The 24,309-nt window shown below is 71.5% G+C and carries 23 protein-coding genes; 12 read left to right on the forward strand and 11 right to left on the reverse strand.

Features of this window, described 5'->3' with window-relative positions:
* The first annotated feature begins 170 nt into the window (after positions 1-170).
* From H537_RS0101335 to H537_RS0101350, 4 genes are all read left to right on the forward strand, one after another.
* Positions 171-611: a response regulator gene (locus H537_RS0101335; protein WP_028996482.1), complete on the forward strand. Its 441-nt coding sequence runs from the start codon at positions 171-173 to the stop codon at positions 609-611.
* 129 nt (positions 612-740) lie between these two features.
* Positions 741-1,718, forward strand: a complete 978-nt coding sequence (locus H537_RS0101340) for a Bug family tripartite tricarboxylate transporter substrate binding protein (RefSeq protein WP_028996483.1) — start codon at positions 741-743, stop codon at positions 1,716-1,718.
* Positions 1,719-1,840: 122 nt separating this feature from the next.
* Complete coding sequence (locus tag H537_RS0101345) at positions 1,841-3,388, forward strand: malonate--CoA ligase (protein WP_028996484.1); 1,548 nt, start codon at positions 1,841-1,843, stop codon at positions 3,386-3,388.
* Between the two features lie 5 nt (positions 3,389-3,393).
* Complete coding sequence (locus H537_RS0101350; RefSeq protein WP_043457959.1) at positions 3,394-3,630, forward strand: cysteine-rich CWC family protein; 237 nt, start codon at positions 3,394-3,396, stop codon at positions 3,628-3,630.
* Here the strand turns inward: H537_RS0101350 and H537_RS0101355 are convergent.
* The 6 genes from H537_RS0101355 to H537_RS0101380 form a co-directional block, all read right to left on the reverse strand.
* On the reverse strand, positions 3,609-4,715 hold the full coding sequence (locus H537_RS0101355; RefSeq protein ID WP_028996486.1) for an SPM autocatalytic domain-containing protein: 1,107 nt from the start codon (positions 4,713-4,715) through the stop codon (positions 3,609-3,611). The genes H537_RS0101350 and H537_RS0101355 overlap by 22 nt on opposite strands.
* Positions 4,716-4,812: 97 nt before the next feature.
* Positions 4,813-5,526, reverse strand: coding sequence for a hypothetical protein (locus H537_RS0101360; protein ID WP_156901264.1), 714 nt, complete (start codon positions 5,524-5,526; stop codon positions 4,813-4,815).
* Positions 5,527-5,928: 402 nt separating this feature from the next.
* Positions 5,929-6,264, reverse strand: coding sequence for a BON domain-containing protein (locus H537_RS48710; RefSeq protein WP_169516932.1), 336 nt, complete (start codon positions 6,262-6,264; stop codon positions 5,929-5,931).
* A 182-nt stretch (positions 6,265-6,446) separates the two neighbouring features.
* Positions 6,447-7,745: a glucarate dehydratase family protein gene (locus H537_RS0101370; protein ID WP_028996488.1), complete on the reverse strand. Its 1,299-nt coding sequence runs from the start codon at positions 7,743-7,745 to the stop codon at positions 6,447-6,449.
* A gap of 28 nt (positions 7,746-7,773) precedes the next feature.
* Complete coding sequence (locus tag H537_RS0101375) at positions 7,774-8,748, reverse strand: Bug family tripartite tricarboxylate transporter substrate binding protein (protein ID WP_028996489.1); 975 nt, start codon at positions 8,746-8,748, stop codon at positions 7,774-7,776.
* Between the two features lie 124 nt (positions 8,749-8,872).
* On the reverse strand, positions 8,873-9,898 hold the full coding sequence (locus tag H537_RS0101380) for a LacI family DNA-binding transcriptional regulator (RefSeq protein WP_028996490.1): 1,026 nt from the start codon (positions 9,896-9,898) through the stop codon (positions 8,873-8,875).
* Positions 9,899-10,019: 121 nt separating this feature from the next.
* Between H537_RS0101380 and H537_RS0101385 the strand changes: the two genes are divergently transcribed.
* Positions 10,020-10,322: a hypothetical protein gene (locus H537_RS0101385; RefSeq protein ID WP_028996491.1), complete on the forward strand. Its 303-nt coding sequence runs from the start codon at positions 10,020-10,022 to the stop codon at positions 10,320-10,322.
* 20 nt (positions 10,323-10,342) lie between these two features.
* On the opposite strand, the gene H537_RS0101390 is transcribed toward H537_RS0101385, so the two are convergent.
* Entirely contained in the window at positions 10,343-10,933 is a 591-nt protein-coding gene (locus tag H537_RS0101390) for an IMPACT family protein (RefSeq protein ID WP_028996492.1), read from the reverse strand.
* A gap of 165 nt (positions 10,934-11,098) precedes the next feature.
* On the opposite strand from H537_RS0101390, the gene H537_RS0101395 reads away from it, so the two are divergent.
* From H537_RS0101395 to H537_RS40380, 5 genes are all read left to right on the forward strand, one after another.
* The gene (locus H537_RS0101395) at positions 11,099-11,260 is read left to right on the forward strand and encodes an oxidoreductase-like domain-containing protein (protein WP_051241518.1); all 162 of its coding nucleotides are present in this window, start codon (positions 11,099-11,101) and stop codon (positions 11,258-11,260) included.
* Positions 11,261-11,393: 133 nt separating this feature from the next.
* A complete protein-coding gene (locus H537_RS40370; protein WP_043457960.1) occupies positions 11,394-12,368 on the forward strand; it encodes an MBL fold metallo-hydrolase in 975 nt (324 codons plus the stop codon).
* Positions 12,369-12,517: 149 nt separating this feature from the next.
* A complete protein-coding gene (locus tag H537_RS40375) occupies positions 12,518-12,835 on the forward strand; it encodes a hypothetical protein (protein ID WP_064735878.1) in 318 nt (105 codons plus the stop codon).
* A gap of 129 nt (positions 12,836-12,964) precedes the next feature.
* Positions 12,965-13,696, forward strand: coding sequence for a carbonic anhydrase (locus H537_RS0101410; RefSeq protein WP_084150256.1), 732 nt, complete (start codon positions 12,965-12,967; stop codon positions 13,694-13,696).
* A gap of 15 nt (positions 13,697-13,711) precedes the next feature.
* Complete coding sequence (locus tag H537_RS40380) at positions 13,712-14,626, forward strand: alpha/beta hydrolase (RefSeq protein ID WP_051241480.1); 915 nt, start codon at positions 13,712-13,714, stop codon at positions 14,624-14,626.
* Positions 14,627-14,634: 8 nt separating this feature from the next.
* On the opposite strand, the gene H537_RS0101420 is transcribed toward H537_RS40380, so the two are convergent.
* The 4 genes from H537_RS0101420 to ubiU all read right to left on the reverse strand — a co-directional run bounded on the left by H537_RS0101420 (position 14,635) and on the right by ubiU (position 20,268).
* Complete coding sequence (locus H537_RS0101420; RefSeq protein WP_028996495.1) at positions 14,635-17,556, reverse strand: adenosylcobalamin-dependent ribonucleoside-diphosphate reductase; 2,922 nt, start codon at positions 17,554-17,556, stop codon at positions 14,635-14,637.
* Positions 17,557-17,840: 284 nt separating this feature from the next.
* On the reverse strand, positions 17,841-18,308 hold the full coding sequence (ubiT, locus tag H537_RS40385) for a ubiquinone anaerobic biosynthesis accessory factor UbiT (RefSeq protein WP_051241482.1): 468 nt from the start codon (positions 18,306-18,308) through the stop codon (positions 17,841-17,843).
* Entirely contained in the window at positions 18,305-19,243 is a 939-nt protein-coding gene (locus H537_RS0101430) for a U32 family peptidase (RefSeq protein ID WP_028996496.1), read from the reverse strand. Before H537_RS0101430 ends, ubiT begins: the two co-directional genes overlap by 4 nt.
* Before the next feature lie 5 nt (positions 19,244-19,248).
* Positions 19,249-20,268: a ubiquinone anaerobic biosynthesis protein UbiU gene (ubiU, locus tag H537_RS0101435; protein ID WP_028996497.1), complete on the reverse strand. Its 1,020-nt coding sequence runs from the start codon at positions 20,266-20,268 to the stop codon at positions 19,249-19,251.
* A gap of 248 nt (positions 20,269-20,516) precedes the next feature.
* Here ubiU and glf point away from each other — a divergent pair, with 248 nt between their 5' ends.
* Together glf and H537_RS40395 are read left to right on the forward strand one after the other, a co-directional pair.
* On the forward strand, positions 20,517-21,851 hold the full coding sequence (gene glf / locus H537_RS40390) for a UDP-galactopyranose mutase (protein ID WP_156901266.1): 1,335 nt from the start codon (positions 20,517-20,519) through the stop codon (positions 21,849-21,851).
* A complete protein-coding gene (locus H537_RS40395; protein ID WP_051241483.1) occupies positions 21,851-24,031 on the forward strand; it encodes a sugar nucleotide-binding protein in 2,181 nt (726 codons plus the stop codon). Before glf ends, H537_RS40395 begins: the two co-directional genes overlap by 1 nt.
* Positions 24,032-24,309 lie beyond the last annotated feature (278 nt).

The raw sequence follows: 24,309 nt of genomic DNA on the forward strand, positions 1-24,309 counted from the left end.
CCACTTTTTGGCGTCTGATGCATGACAGTTCGCATGAGAAGGAAAGACCCCCGGCGTTGGCTTGGCACTGCGAGGCACGAGGCCGGTGCTAGCATGCAGGCACCCCACGGCAAGGTGGGGTGCCGGTGTTCCGAGCCGGCAGTCATAGGCACCCCGCACTGGAGAGCTGCATGAATTCGGTGCCTCAAGCGCCCACCGATGCAACCACCGCAGCCGGCCCGACCCTGGGCCCGGTGCTGCTGGTGGAGGACCACCCGGTCAATCAGATGATCGCCCTGGAAATGCTCAAGGCGCTGGGCCTGGAGGTTCTTACTGCCGACGACGGCGCACAGGCGCTGGAACGCTGCGAAACCACGCCGCCACGCCTGGTGCTGATGGACCTGCAGATGCCCGTGATGGACGGCCTGCAGGCCACGCGCAAGCTGCGCGAGATGCAGCAGCAGGGCCGGCTGCCCGGCTTTCCCATCCTGGCCCTCACCGCCCACGCCCTGGCCAGCGACCGCGAGATGGCACTGGCTGCCGGCATGGATGACTACCTCACCAAGCCCATCGTCTTCGAAACCCTGCGCCGCGCCCTGGCGCGCTGGCTACCCGAATTGCCAGCCGGCTGAGGCTGCAACTGCTTACACTTTGAGCGGACCGTGCCGGCGCCCCGGCTCGGACGCGGTCCGGTTCGATTCGTCCCCTTCCCTTCCTACAGAGCGCCCGCCCCGCGGCAGGAGCGCCACCGGAGACAAGCCATGACCCATCGCCGCACGCTGCTGGCCTGTGCTGCCGCAGCGGCCTCCCTCGCCTGCCTGTCTGCGCACGCCCAGACCGCCTGGCCCGCCAAGCCCGTGACCATCCTCGTGCCCTTCCCGGCCGGCGGCGGCACCGACACCTTCGCGCGGCCGCTGTTCGCGGCCATGACCAAGAACACCGGGCGCCAGTTCGTGATCGACAACAAGGGCGGCGCCGGCGGCACCCTGGGCGCCGGACTGGCGGCGCGCATGCCCGCCGACGGCTACAGCTTCTTCATGGGCGGCGTGCACCACGCCATCGCGCCGTCCATGTACCCGAAGCTGGACTACAACCTGGAGAAGGACTTCGTTCCCGTCGGCCTGGTGTCCAGCGTGCCGCAGGTGGTGGTGGTCAACGCCGCCAAGGCGCCCGCGAAGGACCTGCAGGGCCTGCTGGCCCAGATGCGCGCCCGTCCGGGCCAGCTCACCTACGCTTCGGCCGGCAACGGCACCTCGCACCACCTGGCCGGCGAGCTGTTCAAGCTGCAGACCAAGACCTTCCTCACCCACATCCCCTACCGCGGCGCGGGCCCGGCGCTGCAGGACCTGATGGCCGGCCAGGTGGACATGCTGTTCGACGGCCTGGGCTCCTCGGCCGGCCACATCCGCAGCGGGCGCCTCAAGGCACTGGCCGTGGCCGGCGAGCGCCGCGCCCCCGGCTTCCCCGACATCCCCACCGCGCGCGAGCTGGGCGTGCCCGACTACGTGGTCAGCACCTGGTACGGCATCTGGGCGCCCAAGGGCACGCCGCGCGAGGCCATCGAGCGCATGCAGGCCGAGCTGAAGAAGGCGCTGAACGCCGACGACCTCAAGACCACCTGGACCGGCCTGGGCAGCGAGACGCCCGACGTCTGGGGCGACGCCTTCGGCACCTACGTTGCCAAGGAAACCCGGCGCTGGGCCGACGTGGTCAAGGCTTCCGGCGCTCGGCTGGAGTGACGTAGGCTGCGCCCCCTCAAGGCCGCCGCCCTGGCGGCCGGCATCATTCGAAGTCGGCCGGCTGAGCGCCCCGCGCGCGTACCGGCTCCCTGATCCGCCCCCGGTTTTCTGTTCGACCTCCCATGAGCAACCTCTACGCCGCGCTGCGCGCGGGCTTCCCCGCCGACCTGGACCTCTGCGCCATCGAAGCGCTGGACGCCCCGGGCGGCCCGCTCTACTACAGCTGGCGCGACATCGAGCGCGGCAGCGCCATGATCGCCAACCTGCTGCAGGGCCTGGAGCTGCCGCCCGGCGCCGACGGCGTGCCGCCGCGCGTGGCGGTGCAGGTGGACAAGAGCGTCGAGGCGCTGATGCTCTACCTGGGCGTGCTGCGCGCCGGCATGGTGTATCTGCCGCTGAACAACGCCTACCAGGCCGCCGAGGTCGAGTACTTCGTCGGCAACGCCGAGCCGGCGGTGGTGGTGTGCTCGCCGAAGAACTTCGGCTGGGTCAGCCGCATCGCCTTCAAGGCCGGCGCCGAGCACGTCTACACGCTGGGCGAGGAGCGAGACGGCACGCTGCTGCAGCGCGCCTCGGTGCAGAGCGACCAGCACGAGCCCGTGGCGCGCAGCGCCGGCGACCTGGCCGCCATCCTCTACACCAGCGGCACCACCGGGCGCAGCAAGGGCGCGATGCTCAGCCACGGCAACCTGCTGAGCAACGCGCAGGTGCTCAAGGACTACTGGGACTGGCGCGACGGCGACGTGCTGATCCACGCCCTGCCCATCTTCCACGTGCACGGCCTGTTCGTGGCCTCGCACGGCGCGCTGCTCAACGGCAGCCGCATGCTGTGGCTCAACCGCTTCGACCCGCGTGCGGTGATCGCGCAACTGCCGCGCGCCACGGTGTTCATGGGCGTGCCCACGCTGTACACGCGCATGCTGGCCGACCCCGGCCTCACGCGCGAGGCCTGCGCGCGCATGCGCCTATTCATCTCCGGCTCCGCGCCGCTGCTGATCGACACCTTCCAGCAGTGGCAGCAGCGCAGCGGCCACACCATCCTGGAGCGCTACGGCATGAGCGAGACGGCCATGCTCAGCTCCAACCCCTGCAAGCCGCAGGACGGCGAGCGCCGCGGCGGCACGGTGGGCAAGCCGCTGCCGGGCGTGGGCATCCGCGTGCTGGACGACAGCGGCAACCCCTGCCCGGCGGGCGAGATCGGCCACATCCAGGTGCGCGGCCCCAACGTCTTCGCCGGCTACTGGCGCATGCCGGAGAAGACCAAGGAGGAGTTCACCGCCGACGGCTGGTTCAAGACCGGCGACGTGGGCAAGGTCGAGGCCGACGGCTACGTGGTGATCGTGGGCCGCAGCAAGGACCTGATCATCTCCGGCGGCTACAACGTCTACCCGGCCGAGGTGGAGAGTTTCATCAACGAGCTGCCCGGGGTGGCGGAGAGCGCCGTCGTCGGCGTGCCGCACCCCGACTTTGGCGAGGCCGTCATTGCCGTGGTGATTCCCACGCCGGGCGCGTCGCTGGATGCGGCCGAAATCATTGGCCGGCTGAAAGCCGGCATCGCCGGCTTCAAGGTGCCCAAGCAGGTCTTCATCGCGGCCGAGCTGCCGCGCAACGCGATGGGCAAGGTGCAGAAGAACCTGCTGCGCGACCAGAACCGCGCCCTCTTCAGCTGAAGGCCATGAGCGGCGCCGCGCAAGTGAAACCTTTGGACGACCGCTGCCCGCGCTGCGGCGGCGGCTTCCACTGCGGCGTCAGCGACGCCGGGCCCTGCGCCTGCACCACCGTGACGCTGAGCGCGGAACTGCAGGCGCAGCTGCGCCAGCGCTGGTCCAGCTGCCTGTGCGTGCGCTGCCTGGCAGCGCTGGCGGGCGGTGCCGCGCTGGAGCCCGGGGCTCAGGCCACCAGGTCCACCTGACTCACCGTCCCCGCGCCCGTCCCGTCCTCCTGCACGAACACGCTGCTGGCGCGCATCACGCCCTGCTCGCGGTTGTTCGCGTCCTTGAAGATGAAGGGCGTGGCCGTGCGCTGCGTGGACAGCGCGCCGACGTTGGCGCTGAGCAGGTCCTGCAGTTGATCGTTGCCGTCGGCATCCTTGGTCCACAGGCGCAGCCGGCCGAAGTCGGCGTCGTTCTCGTCGATCCAGCCGTTGCCGTCGCCGTCCAGCGCGGCCAGCTCGGCGAAGCCGTCGCCGCTGCGGGTGCCGAACAGCTCGCTGCCGTCGTTGACCTGGCCGTCGGCGTTGCGGTCGAACACCAGGAAGCCGCTGCCCGGCTTCACGAAGCTGATGCGCTCCTGCTTGCCGTCGGCGTCCAGGTCGAAGCTGAACTTGGTGTCCGTCAGCTCGACCGCGCGGCCCGGGTAGCTGAGGATCAGCGGGTCCTTGGGCTGCTCGCCCAGGCGCACGTGCAGGCTCTCGCTGCTGGCGAAGCTGCGCTCCAGCTGGAGCTGCACGCTGAACTTGATGTCACGGCCATCGGCGGTGCGCACCATGCCCCGGGCCTGGAACTGCATGGACTCGCTTTCCTGCACCGTGCGCTCCAGGTCGTAGCGCAGGCCCACGCCGCCGGTGCTGCCCGCCGCGGGTGCCGCGGGCGGTGTTGGCGCTGCCGGCGCAGCGTCCTGCGGCAGGTCGCCATAGAGCCGGATGCGCTCGCCCAGCAGCCTCTCCAGCACGGCGCGCATCAGGCGCAAGCGGGGATCGAGCCTGTCAGAAGGTGCCTCCGCCTCGTCGGTGCCGCCGCTGCGCGACACCTCGGCCGAAACCGTGGCGTTCTGCCGCGCCACCGCGCCGGCCGCCTCGGCCCGGGCAGCGGCCAGCCGCCCCGACTGCGAGATCTGCACCGCGGCACCGATGCCCAGGCTGGCGCTGGCCTGGGTGCTTTCGGCGTCATAGCGCACGCGCTGGCCCGGGCTCCAGGCCTCGAAGCTCTCGCGCACGGTGACCTGATGGCTCTCCGCATGGGCTGCGGCCATTTGCAGGCTGGAACTGGCGACTTTCATACGCTCCCTCCGCCGGACAGTCCGGTGCAAGGGAGTAACGGCCGGCGCCGGGAAATCTTGAGCGCGCCGGCTGCGGACACGCCGGCGGCCCTGGGCTTCAGATCACCTGCATGCCGCGCAACGCGGCCTTCACGTCTTCCACCGTGGGAGGCGCGACAGCCTTCTCGAAAACCACGAGGCCGGTGCCCATCAGCCGCGGCTGGCCGGCGGGATTGGGATCGGCCTTGAACCGGAAGCGAAAGCCCTGGCCCTCCAGGTCCGAGCCCGTACCTCCATAGTCCACCTCCGGCTTGGGTGCCGGCTCGGGCGTTGGCGTGGCCACGCCAACGTGGCTGACGTTCACGTCGACGCTCTGACGGTCCGCCAGGCGGCTCTCAAGCGTCAGCATCACCGTGAAGCCGATGCGCGCGCCATCGGCGGCTGTGACCGTGCCGGAAGCGGCGTATCTCATCAACCGGTTGGCCTCGACGATCTTCCCCAGGGCCGCGGCCGGGTCGGTGGTCGACGCGGGCCCGCCGACGGCACCACCGAGCGCCGCCATGGGCCCCAGCTTGATGCCGCTGAAGCCACCGATCCGCTTGCCCGTGACTTGCTCGACGATGCGCTGAATCGTTTGAAGCTGCGGCACGGGCGGCGTGCGGCTGCTGTTTCGCGCGCCGATGTTCGTGGCATGCGAAGTGGCCTGCGTGCGGGAGGTGGCGGCCAGCTCCACCGCCCCGACCACGGCAGCCATGGCTTCCCCCGTGGTCGACAGATGCACCGAGAAGGCGGTCTGCGCCTGCGCTGCCGTGACCGCCTGCTGCGCGCGCATGCCGGCTGCGTTGACGCGCGGGCTCTCCTTGATGCTCCCTGCCAAGTACTGATCGCCGGCCACCTGCGCCAGCAGCGTTTCCGGCCTGGATCCCTCGATCCTCATGGCTTCTCCCTCATGTGTTCTGGACACCGAACGACCAACCCATCACGTTGGTACTTGAGCGCCGCAGACCACCGGCGCAGGTCACCATGAAATTTTCATGGCGATGCGCGCAACATGGTTGAGCCATGACCATCACACATGGAGTGCCCGGCCAAAGAAGCGTGAATTAATACCGTTTTGCGCCGTGAACTGGATTGGCCCGCTGCCAGTTCACAGTTCAGCCACAAAAAACGGCGCTGCTCACTGCAGCGCCGTTGCGGGGGATGGGCAGCCGGGACGGCCGCCCTGGCGTGAGGCTCAGCCGGTGATCATCAGCTGGTTGTCCACCGACTTGACGCCCGAGATGGCGCGCGCCATGGACTCGGCCTTCTGGCGTGCGGCAAAGGTCTTGACCTCGCCCTTCAGGCGCACGAAACCCTGCGTGGAGTCGATGTTGATCTTGAAGGCGCTCAGGTCCGAGTCGGCCGCGTACTTGGCCTTGAGTTCCGTGACGATCTTGGCGTCGTCCACCGCTTCGCCCACGGTACGGTGCGGCGCGCCGTCAGCGCGGTCGGGGCTGCCGGCCAGGGTGCCGCAGCCGGCGAGGAAGGCGGAGGCGATCAGTGCGGCAGGGAGCAAGTGCTTCATGTTCATGAGCGAAATCCTCGGGATGTTTTGTTCAGATGCAGCCAGGAATCGCGACGGAGCCGGTCGAGGCCGGCCTGATCGCGGCAAGTGCCCGCGCGCCTTGCAGGATGGGCGGCACGGGCGCCCCATGACGGCAAGCCGCGTGCCTCAGGGCATGGGCGCCGTCCTCACGGCGGCGCCCCATGGCTTCAGAAGCGCGGGCTCTTCCCGCTGAAATCCGGCTGGTACTTGCGCATCTGCTTCAGGTCGTCGCGGTTGCGCACGCCGCAGCGCAGGTACTGCTCGTGCAGCTGCGCCAGCGCCTCGCGGTCCAGCTCCACGCCCAGGCCGGGCTTGCCGGGCACCGCCACCGCGCCGTCCTGGAAGGCGATGCGCCCGCCGGCGATCACCTCTTCCTCCTGCCACGGGTAGTGCGTGTCGCAGGCATAAGAGACGTTGGGCACGGCGGCGGCCACGTGCGTCATCGCCATCAGGCTGATGCCCAGGTGCGAGTTGCTGTGCATGGACAGGCCCAGGCCGAACACCTCGCACATCCGACCCAGCGCCTGCGTCGCGCGCAGGCCGCCCCAGTAGTGGTGGTCGGACAGGATGATCTTCGTGCCGCAGCCCAGCTCCACGTTGCGGCGGAACTCGTCCATGGTCGTCACCACCATGTTGGTCGCCAGCGGCGAGCGGCAGTGCCTGGACAGCTCGGCCATGCCTTCCAGCGTGGGCGTCGGGTCCTCGTAGTACTCCAGCAGCTCGTCGAGCTCCGGCGCCGCCTTGATGCTCGTTTCCAGCGACCAGTTGGCGTTGGGGTCCAGCCGCAGCGGGTGCTTCGGGAAGGCCTCGCGCAGCGCGCGCATGGTGGCGATCTCGTGCGCGGGCTCGAACACGCCGCCTTTGACCTTGATGCTCTGGAAGCCGTAGAGCTCCACCATGCGCCGGGCCTGCGCCACCATCTGCGCCGGGCTGATGCCCTCGCCCCAGGCATCGGGCGCATAGGGCTTGTCGACGTGCTCGGCGTACTTGAAGAACAGGTAGGCGCTGTAGGGCACCGAGGGGCGCACCGCGCCGCCGAGCAGGTCCACCACCGGCGCGTTCAGCAGCTGGCCCTGCAGGTCCAGCATCGCCACCTCGAAGGCGCTGGTGACCTTGGCCGCGTTCTTGGCCGTGTGCGAGCCCGGCGCCAGCGTGAACTCCACCGCGCCGGCGTTCAGCGCCGCGGCCGCCGCCGGCTTGAAGACGGCGCGCACGCGCTGCTCCATCTCGTTGAGGTCGAAGGGCGACAGGTCCAGCAGCAGCGGCCGGGCGGTCTCCAGCGCGCGCAGCATGGGCTCGTCGCCGTAGGTCTCGCCCAGGCCGACACGGCCGTCCGCGGTCTCGATCTCGACGATGGCGCGCAGGGCCCAGGGCTCGTGGATGCCGCTGGCGTTGAGCAGCGGGCCGTCGCGGAAGGCGATGGGCGTGACGCGGACGTGGCGGATGAGGTTGTCGCGGTGCTTCATGGGGTGTTTCCGAATTCGATGAGGGGGCTCACTCGGCGCTGGCGCCGGTCTTCTTCACCAGCGCGCCCAGGCGCGGGATGTCGGTGCGCATCAGCGCGGCCAGCTGCTCCGGGCTGCCGCCGACCACCTCCATGCCGAACTGCTGCTCCAGCTTGGACTTGACGTCGGGCTGCTGCAGCACCTTGGCGATCTCGCTGCTCAGGCGCTGCACGACCTCCTTGGGCGTGCCCTTGGGCGCGTACACCGCCTGCCACGACACCAGGTTGAAGCCGGGCATGCCGGCCTCGACCATGGTCGGCACCTCGGGCGCCAGCACGTTGCGCTTCTGCGAGGTCACGGCCAGCACCTTCAACTTGCCGCCCTTGGCCAGCGGCAGCCCGGCGGTGAGCTGGTCGAACAGGAACGGCACGTTGCCCGCCACCACGTCCTGCAGCGCCTGCGGGCTGCCCTTGTAGGGCACGTGCATCATCGGCACGCCCAGCGTGTCGGCCAGCAGCGCGCCCGTGAGGTGCGTGGAGGTACCGGCGCCGGAGGAGGCATAGGACGCGTCCTTCGGATGCGCCTTGATCCAGGCGACCAGCTCCTGCACCGAGTTCACGCCCAGCGCCGGGTTGACCATCAGCGCGTTGGGCACGTAGGCGATGAGGCTCACGGGCTCGAAGTCCTGCACCGGGTCGTAGGGCAGCTTCTTGTAGAGCGTGGCGTTGATGGCGTGCGTGCTGATCGTGCCGCCCAGCAGCGTGTAGCCGTCCGGCGCCGCCTTGGCCCCTGCCTGCACGCCGATGACGCCGCCCGCGCCGGCGCGGTTGTCCACCACCACCGTCTGCTTCAGCGCCGTCTGCAGCCCCTGCGCCACGACACGCGCCACCACGTCGGTGGAGCCGCCCGGCGCGAAGGGAACGATCCAGGTGATCGGCTTGTTCGGATAGCCCTGCGCCTGTGCCGCACCACACGCGGCAGCGGCCAGGGACAGGACCAGGAGGGTTCGGCGCGGGAGCTTCATGGCACGGCTTTCCAGGATGCAGGGAAAAGATGGAAGTTTGGTAGCGCTACCAAATTGGGCGCGATGGTAGCGCTACCGGTGCGATGCCGACCCTGGGTTTACCCGCAGCGTGGGGGCTTTGGATTCAGGTGCTTTGGCGCTGGATGACGCTGAAGCCCACGTCGATCACCTTCTCGCCCACGTCGCGCCCTTCGACGCGCTCGACGATGAAGCGCGCGGCGTGGCGGCCGATGGCGGTGCCGTCGATGCGTACGGTGCTCAGCGCCGGGAAGAGCGAGGCGGCGAAGGGCATGTCGCCGAAGCCGGCCAGCGCCAGGTCCTGCGGCACGCGCAGGCCGCGCGACTGTGCCTCGGCCAACGCGCCCAGTGCCAGCGCGTCGGAGGCGCAGAACACGGCCTGGATGTCGGGCGCCTGGTCCAGCAGCTGGCGCAGCCCGGCGCGGCCTTCGGGCACGCCGGTGGGCGCGGGCAGCGCCAGCGCCGGCACGGCCTCGCAGCCCAGCGCCCGCGCGCGCTCGATGAAACCGCGCTGGCGCCGCAGCGCGCGGGCGTCGTCCCCGCCCAGCGCCGCCAGGCGCCGGTGGCCGCGCGCCACGAGGTGGTCGGCCATTGCCGCCGCGGCGGCCTCGTGAGAGAAGCCCACCAGCATGTCGATGGGCGAGGGGCTGAAATCCCAGGTCTCCACCACCGGCAGCCCGCTGGCCTGGAGCCGGCGCCGGCCCTGCGCCGAGTGCATGACGCCGGTGAGCACCAGCCCGTCGGGGCGGCGGCCGAGGATCTGCTCCAGCAGTTCGTCCTCGCGCGAGTCGGCGTAGCCGGTCTGCCCCAGCATGAGCTGGTAGCCCTGCTGCGCCAGCGCCTCGGTCAGCGCCTGCACCGTCTCCATGAACACCGGCGCGGCGATGCTAGGCACGACGGCGGCCACGAGCCGGCTGCGCCGCGACGCCAGCCCGCCGGCGAGCAGGTTGGGCACGTAGCCCGTGCGCTGTACCGCCTCGCGCACGCGCTGCAGTACCTGCGGCGAGACCTGCGAAGGCGTGTTGAGCGCGCGCGAGGCGGTGATGGGCGCCACGCCCGCGATGCGGGCCACGTCGCCCAGCGTGATGCCGCCCCCGCTGCGGCGCCGGCGGGGCGTTGAGGTCTCGTCCATGCCGGCATTGTGCGCCGGCCCGCAGGGGCCTTGATAGCGCTACCAGACGGCACGGAGCGCCGAGGGCGCATCGTCCGGGGCACAGGGCTTGCCGCACCGCAGGCAACGCCAAGGAGCTCTCATGATCAAGTCCGACACCCTTCCCAGCGCCCCCAAGGAAACGCCGGCCACCGGCACGGCCGGCCCGGCCGGCAAGGCCGTTCCCGACAACCGGCACGCCGTGGGCGACACCGCGCAGGGCAGCAGCAGCGCCGGCGACGGCACCACGCAAAGCTCCGACTGGCTGGCCGAGGCGCGCGTGGGCGGTGGATCGGGCTCCTCTGCTTCAGGCAGCGATGAAGCCAAGGGCCCGCCCATGCGCTCGGGCAGCGGCGGCGCGGACCGGGAGGGCCACACCGAGGAATCGCACCGCGGGCAGTACTGAGGGACTTGAGGGACGAAGGCTCACTCCGCCCTCAGCCACCCCACCTTGCCCTGCCCCAGCTCGTTGATGCGCGCCACGAAGGCGGCGCTCTTGTCCTCGGGGCCGGTGAAGCTCAGCTCGACCAAGCTGCCGTGCGTCGCCTCGCCCAGGCTGAAGCCGGCGGCCTCGATCTCGCGGCGCAGCAGCCCCTCCAGCGCGTAGGGCACGCTGCAGCGCAGCCGCTGCAGGCGCTGCAGCGGCACCTTCTCGGCCTTGAGCAGCGCCTGCGCCACGGTGTCGGTGTAGGCGCGCACCAGGCCGCCGGCGCCCAGCTTCACGCCGCCGAAGTAGCGCACCACCGTCGCCAGCACGCCTTCGAGCTGCTGGCGGCGCAGCACCTCCAGCATCGGGCGCCCGGCGGTACCACTGGGCTCGCCGTCGTCCACCGCCGCCGACTGCCCGCCGGCCAGCAGCGCCCAGCACACGTGGGTGGCCGTCGGATGCTCGGCCCACAGCTCGGCCACGCGGGCCTGCGCCGCGGCGCGGTCGGGCACGGGCTCCACGCAGCCGATGAAGCGGCTTTTCTGGATCAGCAGTTCGCTGTGGCAGGCGGTGGCGAGGGTCTGGGACATGGATGCGATTTTCCGCCCGGCGCGAAACCCTGCCCGGTGCGCCAAGCCCCGCCACGCCGGACGGTACGCGGTGGCACGGGACAATTGCGCCGTTCCGACGGAGTGATTCCCTTGAGCCGCGACCTCTTCACCGACCGCGACACCGCGCGCGCCCTCTTCTCCCACATGCAGCAGCGCGCCCAGGCGCTGGGCGTGGAGCTGCCCCCGCCGCCCGAGGAGCCCACCACCTGCTGCGGCCGCGGCTGCAACGGCTGCGTCTGGGACGGCTTCTACGACGCCGCGGGCTACTGGTGGGAAGAGGCCACCTGGCGGCTGGAGGACGCGTAGCGCGGCAACTTGCCGTGACCGCCCGGTCATGGCACGCGGCGGCCCTGTGGAGCGCCCGCGACACCCGGGCGCGGACCGCCGCGGCGCGTGGCTATGCTGGCCGTCCTTGTGACTACCGGTTGAGAACTCCACGATGCTGCGCACCCTGCTTGGCGGCCTGGCCGCCACTTTGATCGTCCTGAGCCCGGCCCATGCCGGGGCGCCCCAGGTCAAGACGCAGGCCCCCGGCTACCACCGCATGCTGCTGGGGGACTTCGAGATCACGGCGCTGTCCGACGGCACGGTCAAGCTGCCCGTGGACCAGCTGCTGCACGCGCACCCGGGCGAGGCCAAGCGCCGCTTCGACCGGGCGCGCCTGGAGCTGCCGGTGGAGACCTCCTTCAACGGCTACCTGGTCAACACCGGCTCCAAGCTGGTGCTCATCGACACCGGGGCCGCGAACAACTTCGGCCCCACGCTGGGCAAGCTCGTCGCCAACCTGCGCGCCGCGGGCTACCAGCCCGAGCAGGTGGACGAGGTCTACATCACGCACCTGCATCCGGACCACGTGGGCGGGCTGATGCTCGACGGCCAGCGCGCCTTTCCCAACGCCGTGGTGCGCGCCGACAAGGCCGACGCCGAGTACTGGCTGAGCACGGCCAACATGGAGAAGGCGCCCAAGGAGGCGCAGGGCTTCTTCCAGGCCGCCATGGCGTCGTTGAAGCCCTACGTGGACGCCGGCAAGTTCCAGCCCTTCGAGGGCCCGACCGAGCTGGTGCCGGGCATCCGGGCCGTGCCGCTGCACGGCCACACGCCGGGGCACAACGGCTACATGGTGAGCAGCCAGGGCCAGCGGATGCTGGTGTGGGGCGACGTGATGCACGCCGCGGCGGTGCAGATGCCCGACCCGGGCGTGACGATCCAGTTCGACACCGATCCCAAGGCCGCCGCGCCGCAGCGGCGCAAGGTGATGGCCGAGGCCGCGCGCGAGGGCATCTGGATCGCCGGCGCGCACCTCTCCTTCCCCGGCCTGGGCCGCCTGCGCGCCCAGGGCAAGGGCTACGAGTGGCAGCCGCTGAACTACAGCAGCCTGCCCGCTGCACCGGCGGCTTCGGCGGCGTCGAAGTAAGCCCACGGGCCGCGCGCGCCGCCGTCCCCGGCACGGCGCGGCGTCGAGCCTTCGGCGGCCGGTACGCCGCCTGCCCTGTGCTCCGGCAGCACGCGCGGCCCGCCGCCGGGGCCGCGCTTTCCTCTCGTCTCCTGCCGGAAAGCACGCCCATGTCCGAACTGCTCGACGCCCTGCAATGGCCCGCGATGGTGGCCACCCTGGTCGCCTCCTGGATGGTGGCCTCCCAGCGCAAGCGAAAGCGCAACTGGGGCTTCTGGGTCTTCATCCTCAGCAACGTGCTGTGGCTGGCCTGGGGCTGGCACACCAAGGCCTGGGCGCTGATGGCGCTGCAGCTGGGCCTGTTCGTGCTCAATCTGCGCGCGGCGCGCAAGAACGACCCTGAAAAGGACGCGCGGCAGGACGACGCCCCGGCCCGGGGTGCCGCGCACAGTTCCCCCGCCGGCGCGCAGCCGGCTTCCTCGCGCTAGGCGCAGCGCCCGCCGCGCCTGGCGCGGACAGGCCTTGCACCCGGCGCCGCCCCGGCTGGCCCGGGTGGCGCAACGCTCCCAGACTGGCCGCCCCGCCGCCTCCGGCGGCACGCACCAAGGAGCACAGCGATGGCGACTTCGTCCCTCTTGTCCCGGCGCCGCTTCTTCCGACACGCCTGCAGCGGCGCCTGCTGCGGACTGGCCGCCTGGAGCACGCCCATGGCCGTGCTCGCGGCCGAAGGCGCGCGCACCACGCTCACCGCGACCCAGGCGCTGGATCGGCTCAAGCAGGGCAATGCCGACTTCATGGCCAACCGCCAGCCGCCCGATCCGCCAGACCACAGCAAAAGGCGCCTGGAACTCGCGCGCAGCCAGACCCCCTTCGCGGTGCTGGTGGGCTGCTCCGACAGCCGCGTGCCGCCGGAGCTGCTCTTCGGCGCGGGGCTGGGCGAGCTGTTCATCGTGCGCAACGCCGGCAACACCGTGGACACCGTGGCGATCGGCAGCATCGAGTACGGCGTGAACGTGCTGGGCGCACCGCTGATCGTGGTGCTGGGCCACGAGCGCTGCGGCGCGGTGGACGCCGCCGTGTCGGTGGTGCAGAAGAACGCCACCTTCCCCGGCAGCATCGGGCAGATGGTGGAGCCCATCATCCCGGCCGTGCTCAAGGCCCGCAGCGGCGGCAACGTCAAGGACGACGAGCTGCTGGACTTGGCCGTGCGCGAGAACGTGCGCCGCACCGTGACACGGCTGCGCGAGTCCGAGCCCTCGCTGATCGAGCCCCAGCGCACGGGCAAGCTGCGCGTCGTGGGCGCTCGCTACGACTTCGACGACGGCAAGGTGGACTTCATCGTCGAATAGCGCAAGCGCACCACCATGGCACGCGCGGCCACGCCACCACCGGCACGCCGGCACCGGCTCATCGCCCGTGCCGTGGTGGTGGTGCTGGCCCTGGTGGCGCTGGCGCTGTTGCTGCGCAGCGTGGTGTTCCTGGCGGTGGAAGCGTCCGCCTTCGACACCCCGCCGCCCGGCGCGCAGCGCCCCGACACGCTGGGCGCGCCCTCGAAGCAGCTCACCTTCCTGAGCGGCGGGCGGCGGCTGCGTGCCTCCTGGGTGGGCACCGCGGACGCGCGGGCGCCGGCGCTGCTGGTGTTCCATGGCAACGACGAGGAGCTGTCGCAGTGGGCGGCGGTGCAGGCGCGGCTGCACGCGGCGGGCATCGCCTCCTTCGTGTTCGACTACAGCGGCTACGGCGCCAGCGCCGGGCGGCCGACGCTGGCGCGGCTGCGCGAGGACGGCCTGGAGGCGTGGCGGCAGTTCGTCGCCCTGACGCCGCAGGCGAGCCGTCGCGTGGCGCTGGGCTTCTCGCTGGGCTCGGCGGTGCTGCTGGACGTGGCGCCACGGCTGCAGCCCCAGCCGCAGGGCCTGGTCATCGGCGCGGGCTTCGCGTCGGCGCGCGAGATGGCGGTCAGCGTCGGGCTCGTGCCGGCCTGGGCGGCGTGGCTGCTGCCGGACCTGTGGAACAACGAGGAGCGCATCGCCGAGGTGAGGTTGCCGCTGCTGATCCTGCACAGCCGCAACGACGAGCTGATCCCGGTGCGGGACGCGCTGCGGCTGTGCCGCGCCGCGCGTGCGCCGCGGCGGCTGGCGCTGCTGGAGCACCTGCCGCACGACGCGCCGCTGGAGCCGTCGCGGTCGGCGTCGTTCTGGGACGCGGTGGAGGGCTGGGTGAAGGGGCAGATGGCCGCGGCGGCGTCAGCGGCCGGCGCCTGCGGCCCTGCCAGCCCCTGAGCGCCGCCTCAGCCGCACACCCCCACGTACCCGCAAGCGGTGCAGAAATCGCAGCCATCCTTGTGGATGACGGTGGCGTTGCCGCATTCCGGGCAGGGCTTGCCGGCCATGGGCGTGACGGTGGCGCCGACGCTCTCGCTGCGCACCGGCGTGGGCGCGGCCAGGATGCCCATCTCCCGCATCGGGAAGCCCTCCTCGTCCAGCAGGCCCAGCATCGCGTAGCGGTGGATGATCAGCCGCGCGATGTAGGCCACCGTGCTGGGCCACACCTGCTGGCGCCGCTCGCCGGGCACCGGGGCCATGAAGTGGCCCAGCGGCTCGCCCACGTTGAGCAGCTTGCGCAGCTTCATGCCGATCCACGCCGGGTCCAGCACCCGCATGTCCAGCGACAGCAGCCGTGCCAGGCCGTCCAGCGCGCGCGGGTAGTTGCCCGCGAAGCCCACGGCGCAGGGCCGGGCGACGGAGCCGCCGTCCCCATCGCGCGCCGCCAGCGTCACTTCCTTGAGCGTGAGGGTGAAGCTCTCGCCGGTGGCGGGGTTGTCCACGTCCACGGCCCAGGCCAGCGTGCCGGAAGTGCCGGTGCGCGGCTCCTCGCGGCTGAACATGGCGTCCAGCACGGGGGTGGGCCCCGCCTCGGCCGCCTCGCCCAGGGCACCGAGCTGCTCGCAGCGCCAGCGGATCACGGCGGCGGTGGCGGCCACCACGCCGGGGAAGAGCCGGCGCTCGCCGTGCGGCGGGAACGGCATCTCGAAACTGCGCTCCTCGGCCACGGTGGCCAGCGCGTCGAGCTTGAGCTTGAGCCAGGCCGCGTCGTTGGCGCGCATGTCCATGGACAGCGTCTTGGCCAGCGCCGCCAGGCCGCGCGGCTGCTCCGCGCCGTTGACCCAGACCTCGAAGGGCAGCGTCTTGCCGAACAGGCCCAGCCCTGGCCCCTCGGCGGGCAGCTCGCCCACGAACAGCGCGAACTCGCCGTGCGGGTGCTTGATCATGAAGCTCCACGACGGGTTGCCCGCGGGCAGCTCGGGCCGTCCCGGCCAGCGCAGCGAGGCCAGCACCGGCGCGGGCAGCCGCTCCAGGCGCAGGCGCTGGTTCATGCCGGTGTCGCCCACCAGCGGCTCGGTCTTGGCCGCCACCGCCGGCGCGCCCACGCTCAGCACCGCGCCCAGCACGTTGTTCGGGCGGTAGGTCGCCAGGCCCTTGAGGCCCGAGCGCCAGGCGGTCAGGTAGAGACCCTGGAAGTCCTCGTAGGGGTAGTCGGCCGGGACGTTGACGGTCTTGCTGATGGAGGTGTCGATGTACGGCGCCACGGCCGCCACCATCGCGGCGTGGGCCTCGGCGCTCATCTCCAGCGCGGTGACGAAGGCGCGCGGCAGTGGCGTGTCGGCGCCGTGCAGGTGGTGGAACAGCCGCCAGGCGTGGTCCTCCACCGCGTACTCCTTGAAGCTGCCGTCGGCCATGCGCTTCTTGCGCGTGTAGCTCCAGCTGAAGGGCGGCTCGATGCCGTTGCTGGCGTTGTCGGCGAAGGCCAGGCTGATGGTGCCCGTGGGCGCGATGGACAGCAGGTGCGAGTTGCGCAGCCCGTGCGTGCGGATGCGCTCCTTGAGCGGCGCGGGCAGCCGCGAGGCGAAGCTGCCCTTGCGCAGGTAGAGGTCGGCGTTGAAGAGCGGGAAGGCGCCGCGCTCGCGCGCCAACTCGACCGAGGCGCCGTAGGCGGCGTCGCGCATCACCTCGCTGATGCGCCGGGCCATCTCGCGCGCGGGCTCCTCGTCGTAGCGCAGGTTGAGCATCGCCAGCGCGTCGCCCAGCCCGGTGAAGCCCAGCCCCACGCGGCGCTTGTTGGACGCCTCCTGGGACTGCTGCGGCAGCGGCCAGACGGTGACGTCGAGCACGTTGTCCAGCATGCGCGTGGCCACGGCCGCCACTTCGGCGAAACCGGCTTCGTCGAAGCGCGCCTGCGGCGTGAAGGGGTCGCGCACGAAGGGGGTCAGGGAGATGCTTCCGAGGCAGCAACAACCATATGACGGCAAGGGTTGTTCGGCGCATGGGTTGGTCGCCGCGATCGACTCGCAGTACCCCAGGTTGTTGTCCACGTTGATCCGGTCCAGGAACAGCACCCCCGGCTCGGCGTGGTCGTAGGTGCTGCGCATGATCTGGTCCCACAGCGTGCGCGCGGGCAGCTTGCGGTAGACCCACAGCCCGTCGCCGCGCTGGTAGGCGCCCGCTTCGCGCAGCTTGTCGCCCGGGGCGGCGCGGTGCACCAGCTCCACCTCCTGGTCCTCCACCACCGCCTGCATGAAGGCGTCGGTCACGCCCACGGAGATGTTGAAGTTCCTGAGGTCGCCCTGGTCCTTGGCGTGGATGAAGGTCTCGATGTCCGGGTGGTCGCAGCGCAGCACGCCCATCTGCGCGCCGCGGCGGCTGCCGGCGCTCTCCACCGTCTCGCAGCTGCGGTCGAACACGCGCATGTAGCTCACCGGGCCGGAGGCGTTGCTGCGCGTGCTCTCCACCCACGCGCCGGACGGGCGGATGCGCGAGAAGTCGTAGCCCACGCCGCCGCCGCGGCGCATGGTCTCGGCCGCCTCGGTCAGCGCGGTGTAGATGCCGGGAAAGCCGTCCTCCGCCGTGGCGATGGAGTCGCCCACGGGCTGCACGAAGCAGTTGATCAGCGTGGCGCTGAGGTCGGTGCCGGCGGCGGAGTTGATGCGCCCGGCCGGCACGAAGCCGCGGCGCTGCGCGTCCAGGAAGCGCTGCTCCCACTGCGCGCGCTGCTCCGGCGCCTCCACGGCCGCCAGCGCCCGCGCCACGCGCGCACGCACCTCGTCCACGCTGTTTTCGCCGTCCTTGGCGTACTTCTCCAGCAGCACTTCCTCGCTGATGGGTTGCGCCGGCAGGTTGAGGACGGTGTGTTGGCCGAGGGTGGATTCGCTCATCGAAGGACTCCGGATAACGGGCCCGCCGCGGCGCGGGCCGGGTGCAAGGTGGCGGGCAGTATCACCGGCAGCCTGCCGCCCGCGGGGCGGCACTCGACGTGCCTGTTGCAGCCGCGCGATACGCCTTGCCATGTCGAAAAAATGGGTGGTTGCAGCCTTGTCGGCCAGCAGCGCCGTGGGTGGGCCTTCACCCTCGCCCCTGCCCGCCTTCTGCAAGCGGGCGAGGCGATGGAAAGGGCTCAACCGTCAGGGCAGCGAAGCCGAAGCCTTGTGCAGTGGTCGCTTCAGGACCGGAGGAAGCCCGGGCGCAGCAGCGCCGCCGCATCGAAGTGCAGCGGGCCCACGGCATCGAGCGTGTTCTTGAGCAGCAGCGCGTATTCGGTGTCGCCCTCGATCACCAGCGCGCGCTCGAAGAAGAGGCGGTCCGGGTCTTCCTGGCCGCGCAGCAGCCGCAGGTAGTCCGCGGCCCGGGCGCGGATGCGCACGCGCGGCGCCGCGCCGGCGGGTGCCGCCGCGAAGCCCGCGCCCGGCGCGATCCACACGCGGGTGCGCAGCCCCAGGTCGCTCACCTCCACCTCCACCACGCTGCCCGCAAGCTCGCCGCGCTGCGAGGCGTCCAGCCGCGGCCACAGCAGCCGCTGCAGGCCCAGCGCCAGCGCCAAGCTGGGCGGCTGCCACGGCAGGCGGGCCACGAGGCGGCGCACCCTGTCGGGCACGGGCGGGAGTTTCATCAGCAGGGTTTCGGCATTCATGCGGCGCTCCATTGCAGGCCCGGACGGCCCAGCGCGTAACCATTGACCAGCGCCCCCGGCAGCGGCAGGGCCTGCATCGCGGCCAGCGCCTGCGCCGCGTCGGCGCCCTCGTTGAACACGGCCTCGTGCAGCCGCAGCACCTCGCCGAAGCCCTGGGCGCAGGGGGACAACCGCAGGCGCGACACGCCCGCGGCGCGCAGCGCGCCGGGACGGTCCAGCACGCACTGCAGTCCGGCCGACTGCGTCTGGATGCCGTTGAGCACCAGGAAGTCCTCGCCCTCGCCCGACTTCAGCAGCAGCCCGTCGGGATCGCCCAGGCAGCGGAACTCGCACTCGTCCTTGGGCAACTTGTGATGCCGCGCCGTGAAGCAGCGCGCCGAGAAGGCCAGCGGCATGCGGCCGAAGGCGAAGAACTCCGTCGCCACGGCCTCGCCCTGCGGCGTGCGCACGGGATCAGCGGGCGGATTGATGCGCGCCACGGTGGCCAGGTCCAGCTCCACCGGCGGCACCCAGCGCGCGGCGCCCAGCGCGGCGTACTCCTGCAGCGCCTCGCGGCTGTAGACGTTGACGTGCGGCGAGAGCATGAAGCGCCGGCCCAGCAGCCGATGCAGCGCCGAGGCGTCGCCGGCCTCGACGATGAACTGGTCCTGCGCGCAGCGCTCGCGCAGCGTGCGCAGCTCGGCCTCGCTCTCGACCAGCGCCTGCGTCGCCAGCACGACTTCCTTGCCCGCCTGGCGCAGCGCCTGCGCAAGGTCGAACCAGTCGGCAGCCTTGAACTCGCGCCGGCGCGAGCACACCACCTCGCCCAGCACCACGGCGTCCGCGGGGCCGTCGGCCACCTCGGCGTAGAAATTCGTCAGCGCCTGGCGCGACCAGTGGTAGAGCACCGGCCCCACCACCAGCGCCATGCGCGATGCGTCGATGTCGGTCGTCATGCGCCTCACCTCCACGGCCGGCTGTAGGCGCCCAGCGTGTGCTGCTGGGCCTCGGCGTGGCGCGCCAGGCCGGCTTCCCAGGGCGGCTGGATCTCGAAGTTTTCCGGGTCGGCGGCGCAGCGGTCGATGGCCTGGCGCCAGATGCGCGTGACCTGCTCGATGTAGCTGGCGCTGCGCTGGCGGCCCTCGATCTTGATGGCCGCGATGCCCAGCGCCATGAGCTGCGGCAGCAGCGCCATGCTGTTGAGGCTGGTGGGCTCCTCGATGGCGTACTCGCGCCGCCCCTCCACGTCGAAGCGGCCCTTGCACAGCGTGGGATAGCCGCGCGACTCGTCGGGCGCGAAGCGGTCGATGAGCACGCCGCCCAGGCGCGCATCCACGCCGCGCGGCGTCTCCTCCCAGCGCACGGCCGAGGCCGGCGAGCACACGCCGGCGTTGTTGGGCGACTGGCCCGTGGCGTAGGAGGACAGCGCGCAGCGCCCTTCCACCATCACGCACAGGCTGCCGAAGCCGAAGACCTCGATCTCGGCCGCGGTGTGGCGCGCCAGGTGCCCGACGTGGCTGAGCGTGAGCACGCGCGGCAGCACCGCGCGGCGGATGCCGTAGCGCTCGCGGTAGAACTCGATGGCCTCGTAGCTCGTGGCCGAGGCCTGCACGCTCAGGTGCAGGCGCAACTGTGGGTGCGTGCGCTGCGCGTAGGCCAGCACCGCGATGTCGGCGCAGATGAGCGCATCGGCGCCCATGGCCACGGCCGTGTCCACGGCGCGGAACCAGCGCTCGCTGTCGCCGGCGCGTGCGAAGGTGTTGAGCGCCATGAGGACCTGGCGTCCGCGCGCATGGGCATAGCGCACGCCCTCTCGCGCCTGGGCCAGGTCGAAGTTCAGGCCGGCGAAGTTGCGCGCGTTGGTCGCGTCCTTCAGGCCCATGTAGACGGCATCGGCGCCGGCATCCACGGCCAGCTGCAGCGCGCGCAGCGAGCCGGCCGGGGCCACCAGCTCGGGTTTCTTGGTGTGAAGGGAAGACATCCGGGATCGGTCAGACAACGGTGGGCGGATTGTCTGGATGCGCCCGGCACGGGAACTGACCCAGGTCTAGGCGCAGCGCAATTGATGCCATGGCCCTTGCGCACCCATGGTCATGGGGCCCTTTCCCGGTAGTCCGATCCGCCCGCGGCCTCCACCGGGCTGGGCCCCGCGACTGCCCAGGAAATCCCCCCGGCACACGCATTGCCGCTCCCTGCCTTGTTTGTCCATATCCGTAGGAAGGAGATCCCGTGGGTCAACTCAATGCCTCCGGCCCTGTGGCGCCCGTGCGCCCGGCCGCCACTGCCGGTGGATTCGACGTGCTCGTGGTCGGCGCCGGTTTCGCCGGCAGCGTGCTGGCCGAGCGTCTGGCCAGCCAGCTGGGACTGCGCGTGCTCGTGTGCGACAAGCGCCCCCACATCGGCGGCAACGCCCATGACCGCTACGACGACGCCGGGCTGCTGGTGCACCCCTACGGGCCGCACATCTTCCACACCAACTCCGCCGAGGTCTTCGACTACCTCTCGAAGTTCACCGAGTGGCGCCCCTACCAGCACCGCGTGCTCGCCAGCGTGGACGGGCAGCTGCTGCCCATGCCCATCAACCTCGACACCGTCAACCGCCTCTACGGCATGAACCTTACGGCGCTGGAGATGGAGGGCTTTCTCGCCTCCATGGCCGAGAAGCTGGAGAGCGTCAAGACTTCCGAGGACATGGTGGTCAGCAAGGTCGGGCGCGACCTCTACAACAAGTTCTTCCGCAACTACACGCGCAAGCAGTGGGGGCTGGACCCGTCCGAGCTCGACGCCAGCGTCACCGCGCGCGTGCCCACGCGCTGCAACCGCGACGACCGCTACTTCACCGACACCTATCAGGCCATGCCGCGCGCGGGCTACACGCGCATGTTCGAGCGCATGCTGGCGCACCCGAACATCAAGCTCATGCTCAACACCGACTACCGCGAGATCGAGCAGCTGATCCCGTGGCGGCACATGATCTACACCGGGCCGATCGATGCCTACTTCAACTACCGCCACGGCCGCCTGCCCTACCGCAGCCTGCGCTTCGAGCACGTGACGCTGCCGCAGGAGCATTTCCAGCCCGTGGGCACGGTCAACTTCCCCAACGACTACGCCTACACGCGCAGCACCGAGTTCAAGCACCTGACCGGGCAGCAGCACGCGCAGACCTCGGTGGTCTACGAGTTCCCCTGCGACGAGGGCGACCCCTACTACCCCGTGCCGCGGCCGCAGAACGCCGAGCTCTACCGCCTCTACCAGGCCGAGGCGGAGGGGCTGCCCAACGTCAGCTTCGTGGGCCGCTTGGCGACCTACAAGTACTACAACATGGACCAGGTGGTGGCCCAGGCGCTGACCACCTTCAAGAAGCTCAAGGGCGAGCTCGCCCCCGAGCCGGTGGCGGTGTCCGCCGCGGCCGGCGTGACGGCGGCGGAAACGGCGCCGCTGGCCGCGGCGACCCGCGGCGCCAGCGACGACGCCATGCCGCGGCCGGTCAACGGGGCGCCCGTGCGCGCGCTGCGCGAGGCACCCGGCGGCGCGGCGTTCCAGGGCTCTTCCGCCCCGTGATGGCACCGCTGGAGCTGTGGGCCGCCCCCGAGGCGACCGTCAACCGCGTCGGCGAGACCTACCTCGACCAGCTGGCGCTCAGCGGCTTCGCGCAGCGCCTGGACGACCTGGACCGGCTGGCCTCGCTGGGCGCGCGCCGCATCCGCTTCCCGCTGCTGTGGGAGCGCACCGAGCGCGATGACGGCAGCCTGGACTTCGCCTGGGCCGACGCGCGCATGGCGCGGCTGCGCGAGCTGGGGGTCGAGCCCATCGCCGGGCTGCTGCACCACGGCAGCGGCCCGCGCCACACCAGCCTGCTCGACCCCGAGTTCCCGGCCAAGCTCGCGGCCTACGCGCGCGCGATGGCCGAGCGCTACCCGTGGGTGCAGGCCTGGACGCCGGTCAACGAGCCCGTCACCACGGCGCGCTTCTCGGGGCTGTACGGCCTGTGGTACCCCCACCGGGCCGATGGCCCCAGCTTCGTGCGCGCGCTCATGAACCAGGTGCTGGGCACGGCGGCGGCGATGCGCGCCATCCGCGAGGTGCAGCCCGAGGCACGGCTGGTGCAGACCGAGGACATCGGCTTCATCCACTCCACGCCCAAGCTGCAGTACCAGGCGCGGCACGACAACGCCCGGCGCTGGCTGGCGCTGGACCTGCTCGCCGGCCGCCTGGACGAGCAGCACCCGATGCGCGGCTACCTGCTGGACCACGGCGCCACCGAGGCGGAGCTGGCCGCGCTGCTTGACGCCGCCGAGGCCGGCATGCTCATCGGCATCAACAGCTACATCACCAGCGAGCGCTTCCTGGACCACCGGCTGGAGCGCTACCCGGCGCAGCTGCACGGCGGCAACGGCCGCGACCGCTACGTGGACACCGAGGCCGTGCGCGTGCTCGGCGCGCACGTGGGCGGCTTCGAGGCGCGGCTGCGCGAGGTGGCGGCACGCTATCCCGCGCACGAGCTGGCGATCACGGAAGTGCACATCGGCTGCAGCCGCGAGGAGCAGCTGCGCTGGCTGCACGAGGCCTGGTCCAGCGCGCAGGCGCTGCGCGGCCACGGCGTGAAGCTGCGCGCGCTCACGCTGTGGGCCGCCTTCGGCACCTTCGACTGGGACAGCCTGGTCACGTTGCCGCGCGGCCACTACGAGAGCGGTGCCTGGGACGTGCGCGGCCCGCAACCGCGCGAGACGGCGCTGGCGTCGCTGGCGCGCGAGCTGGCCGCCGGGCGCGAACCCTCGCACCCGGTGCTGCAGGGCCCGGGCTGGTGGCGGCGCGAGGAGCGCCACGTCTACGTCCCGCACGGCGAGGTGCAGAGCCGGCGCTGCGGCGGGCGCCCGCTGCTGATCACGGGCGCGCGCGGCACGCTCGGCCAGGCCTTCGCGCGGCTGTGCCGCCAGCGCGGCCTGCCCTACCGGCTGCTGCGCCGCGACGAGCTCGACATCACCCGCGCCGCCGAGGTGCGCGCCCTGCTGCAAAGCTCCGGGGCCTGGGCCGTGGTCAACGCCGCGGGCTACGTGCGCGTGGACGACGCCGAGTCCGACCCACGCCAGTGGCACGACAACGCGCTGGGCCCGATCACGCTGGCACGCGAGTGCGAGCGCGCCGGCGCGGCGCTGCTGTCCTTCTCCAGCGACCTGGTCTTCGACGGCCGCCAGCAGCACCCCTACCGCGAGAGCGACCCGGTGAACCCGCTCAACGCCTACGGGCAGGCCAAGGCACGCGCCGAGCGGGCGCTGCTGCGGCGCGAGCGTGCGCTGGTGGTGCGCACCAGCGCCTTCTTCGGACCCTGGGACCGCTACAACTTCCTGCACCTGGGGCTGGAGCGCATCGCGCGCGGCGAGCCGTGGACGGCGCCGCACGACCAGGTGGTCTCGCCCACCTACGTGCCCGACCTCGTCAACGCCTGCCTGGACCTGCTCATCGACGGCGCCAGCGGGCTGTGGCACGTGGCCAACCGCGGGTCCTTGAGCTGGTACGACTTCGCATGCCGCGCCGCCGAGGCCGCCGGGCAGCCGCGCCGCCTGGTGCAGGGCGTGCCCACCGGCACGCTGGGCCTGCGTGCCGCGCGCCCGTCCTACAGCGTGCTGGGCAGCGAGCACGGCGACTTCACCGCGCCGCTGGAGGACGCGCTGCAGCGCTTCCTGGCGGAGGCGCCGCAGCGCCTGCACGATCCGCCGCCGGCGGCGGTGTTCGGGCTCTGATCCCGTTTTCCCGCGGCCTCCCAAACAACCCCGTCACAGCCGCGAAAGCGGGTGTGACGGGGTTGTTTCGTTGCGGATCAGACCACTGGAGCGGGGCCGGCAGCGGCGCTATGCCTCAACAAATCCACTGGACAGCGCAACCCCAACCACAGCCCGGCGCCGCAGGCATACGTAATGGCGTGTATTGACAACAACACCACACGTCACATCGGTAATTTATCGTTACATTGCGCTGCAACATAAGACCTGGCCTTCGGATGCCGGCCGCTGCGCCCTGC

The organism is Azohydromonas australica DSM 1124 (assembly GCF_000430725.1).
GTDB classification, from domain to species: Bacteria; Pseudomonadota; Gammaproteobacteria; order Burkholderiales; family Burkholderiaceae_C; genus Azohydromonas; species Azohydromonas australica.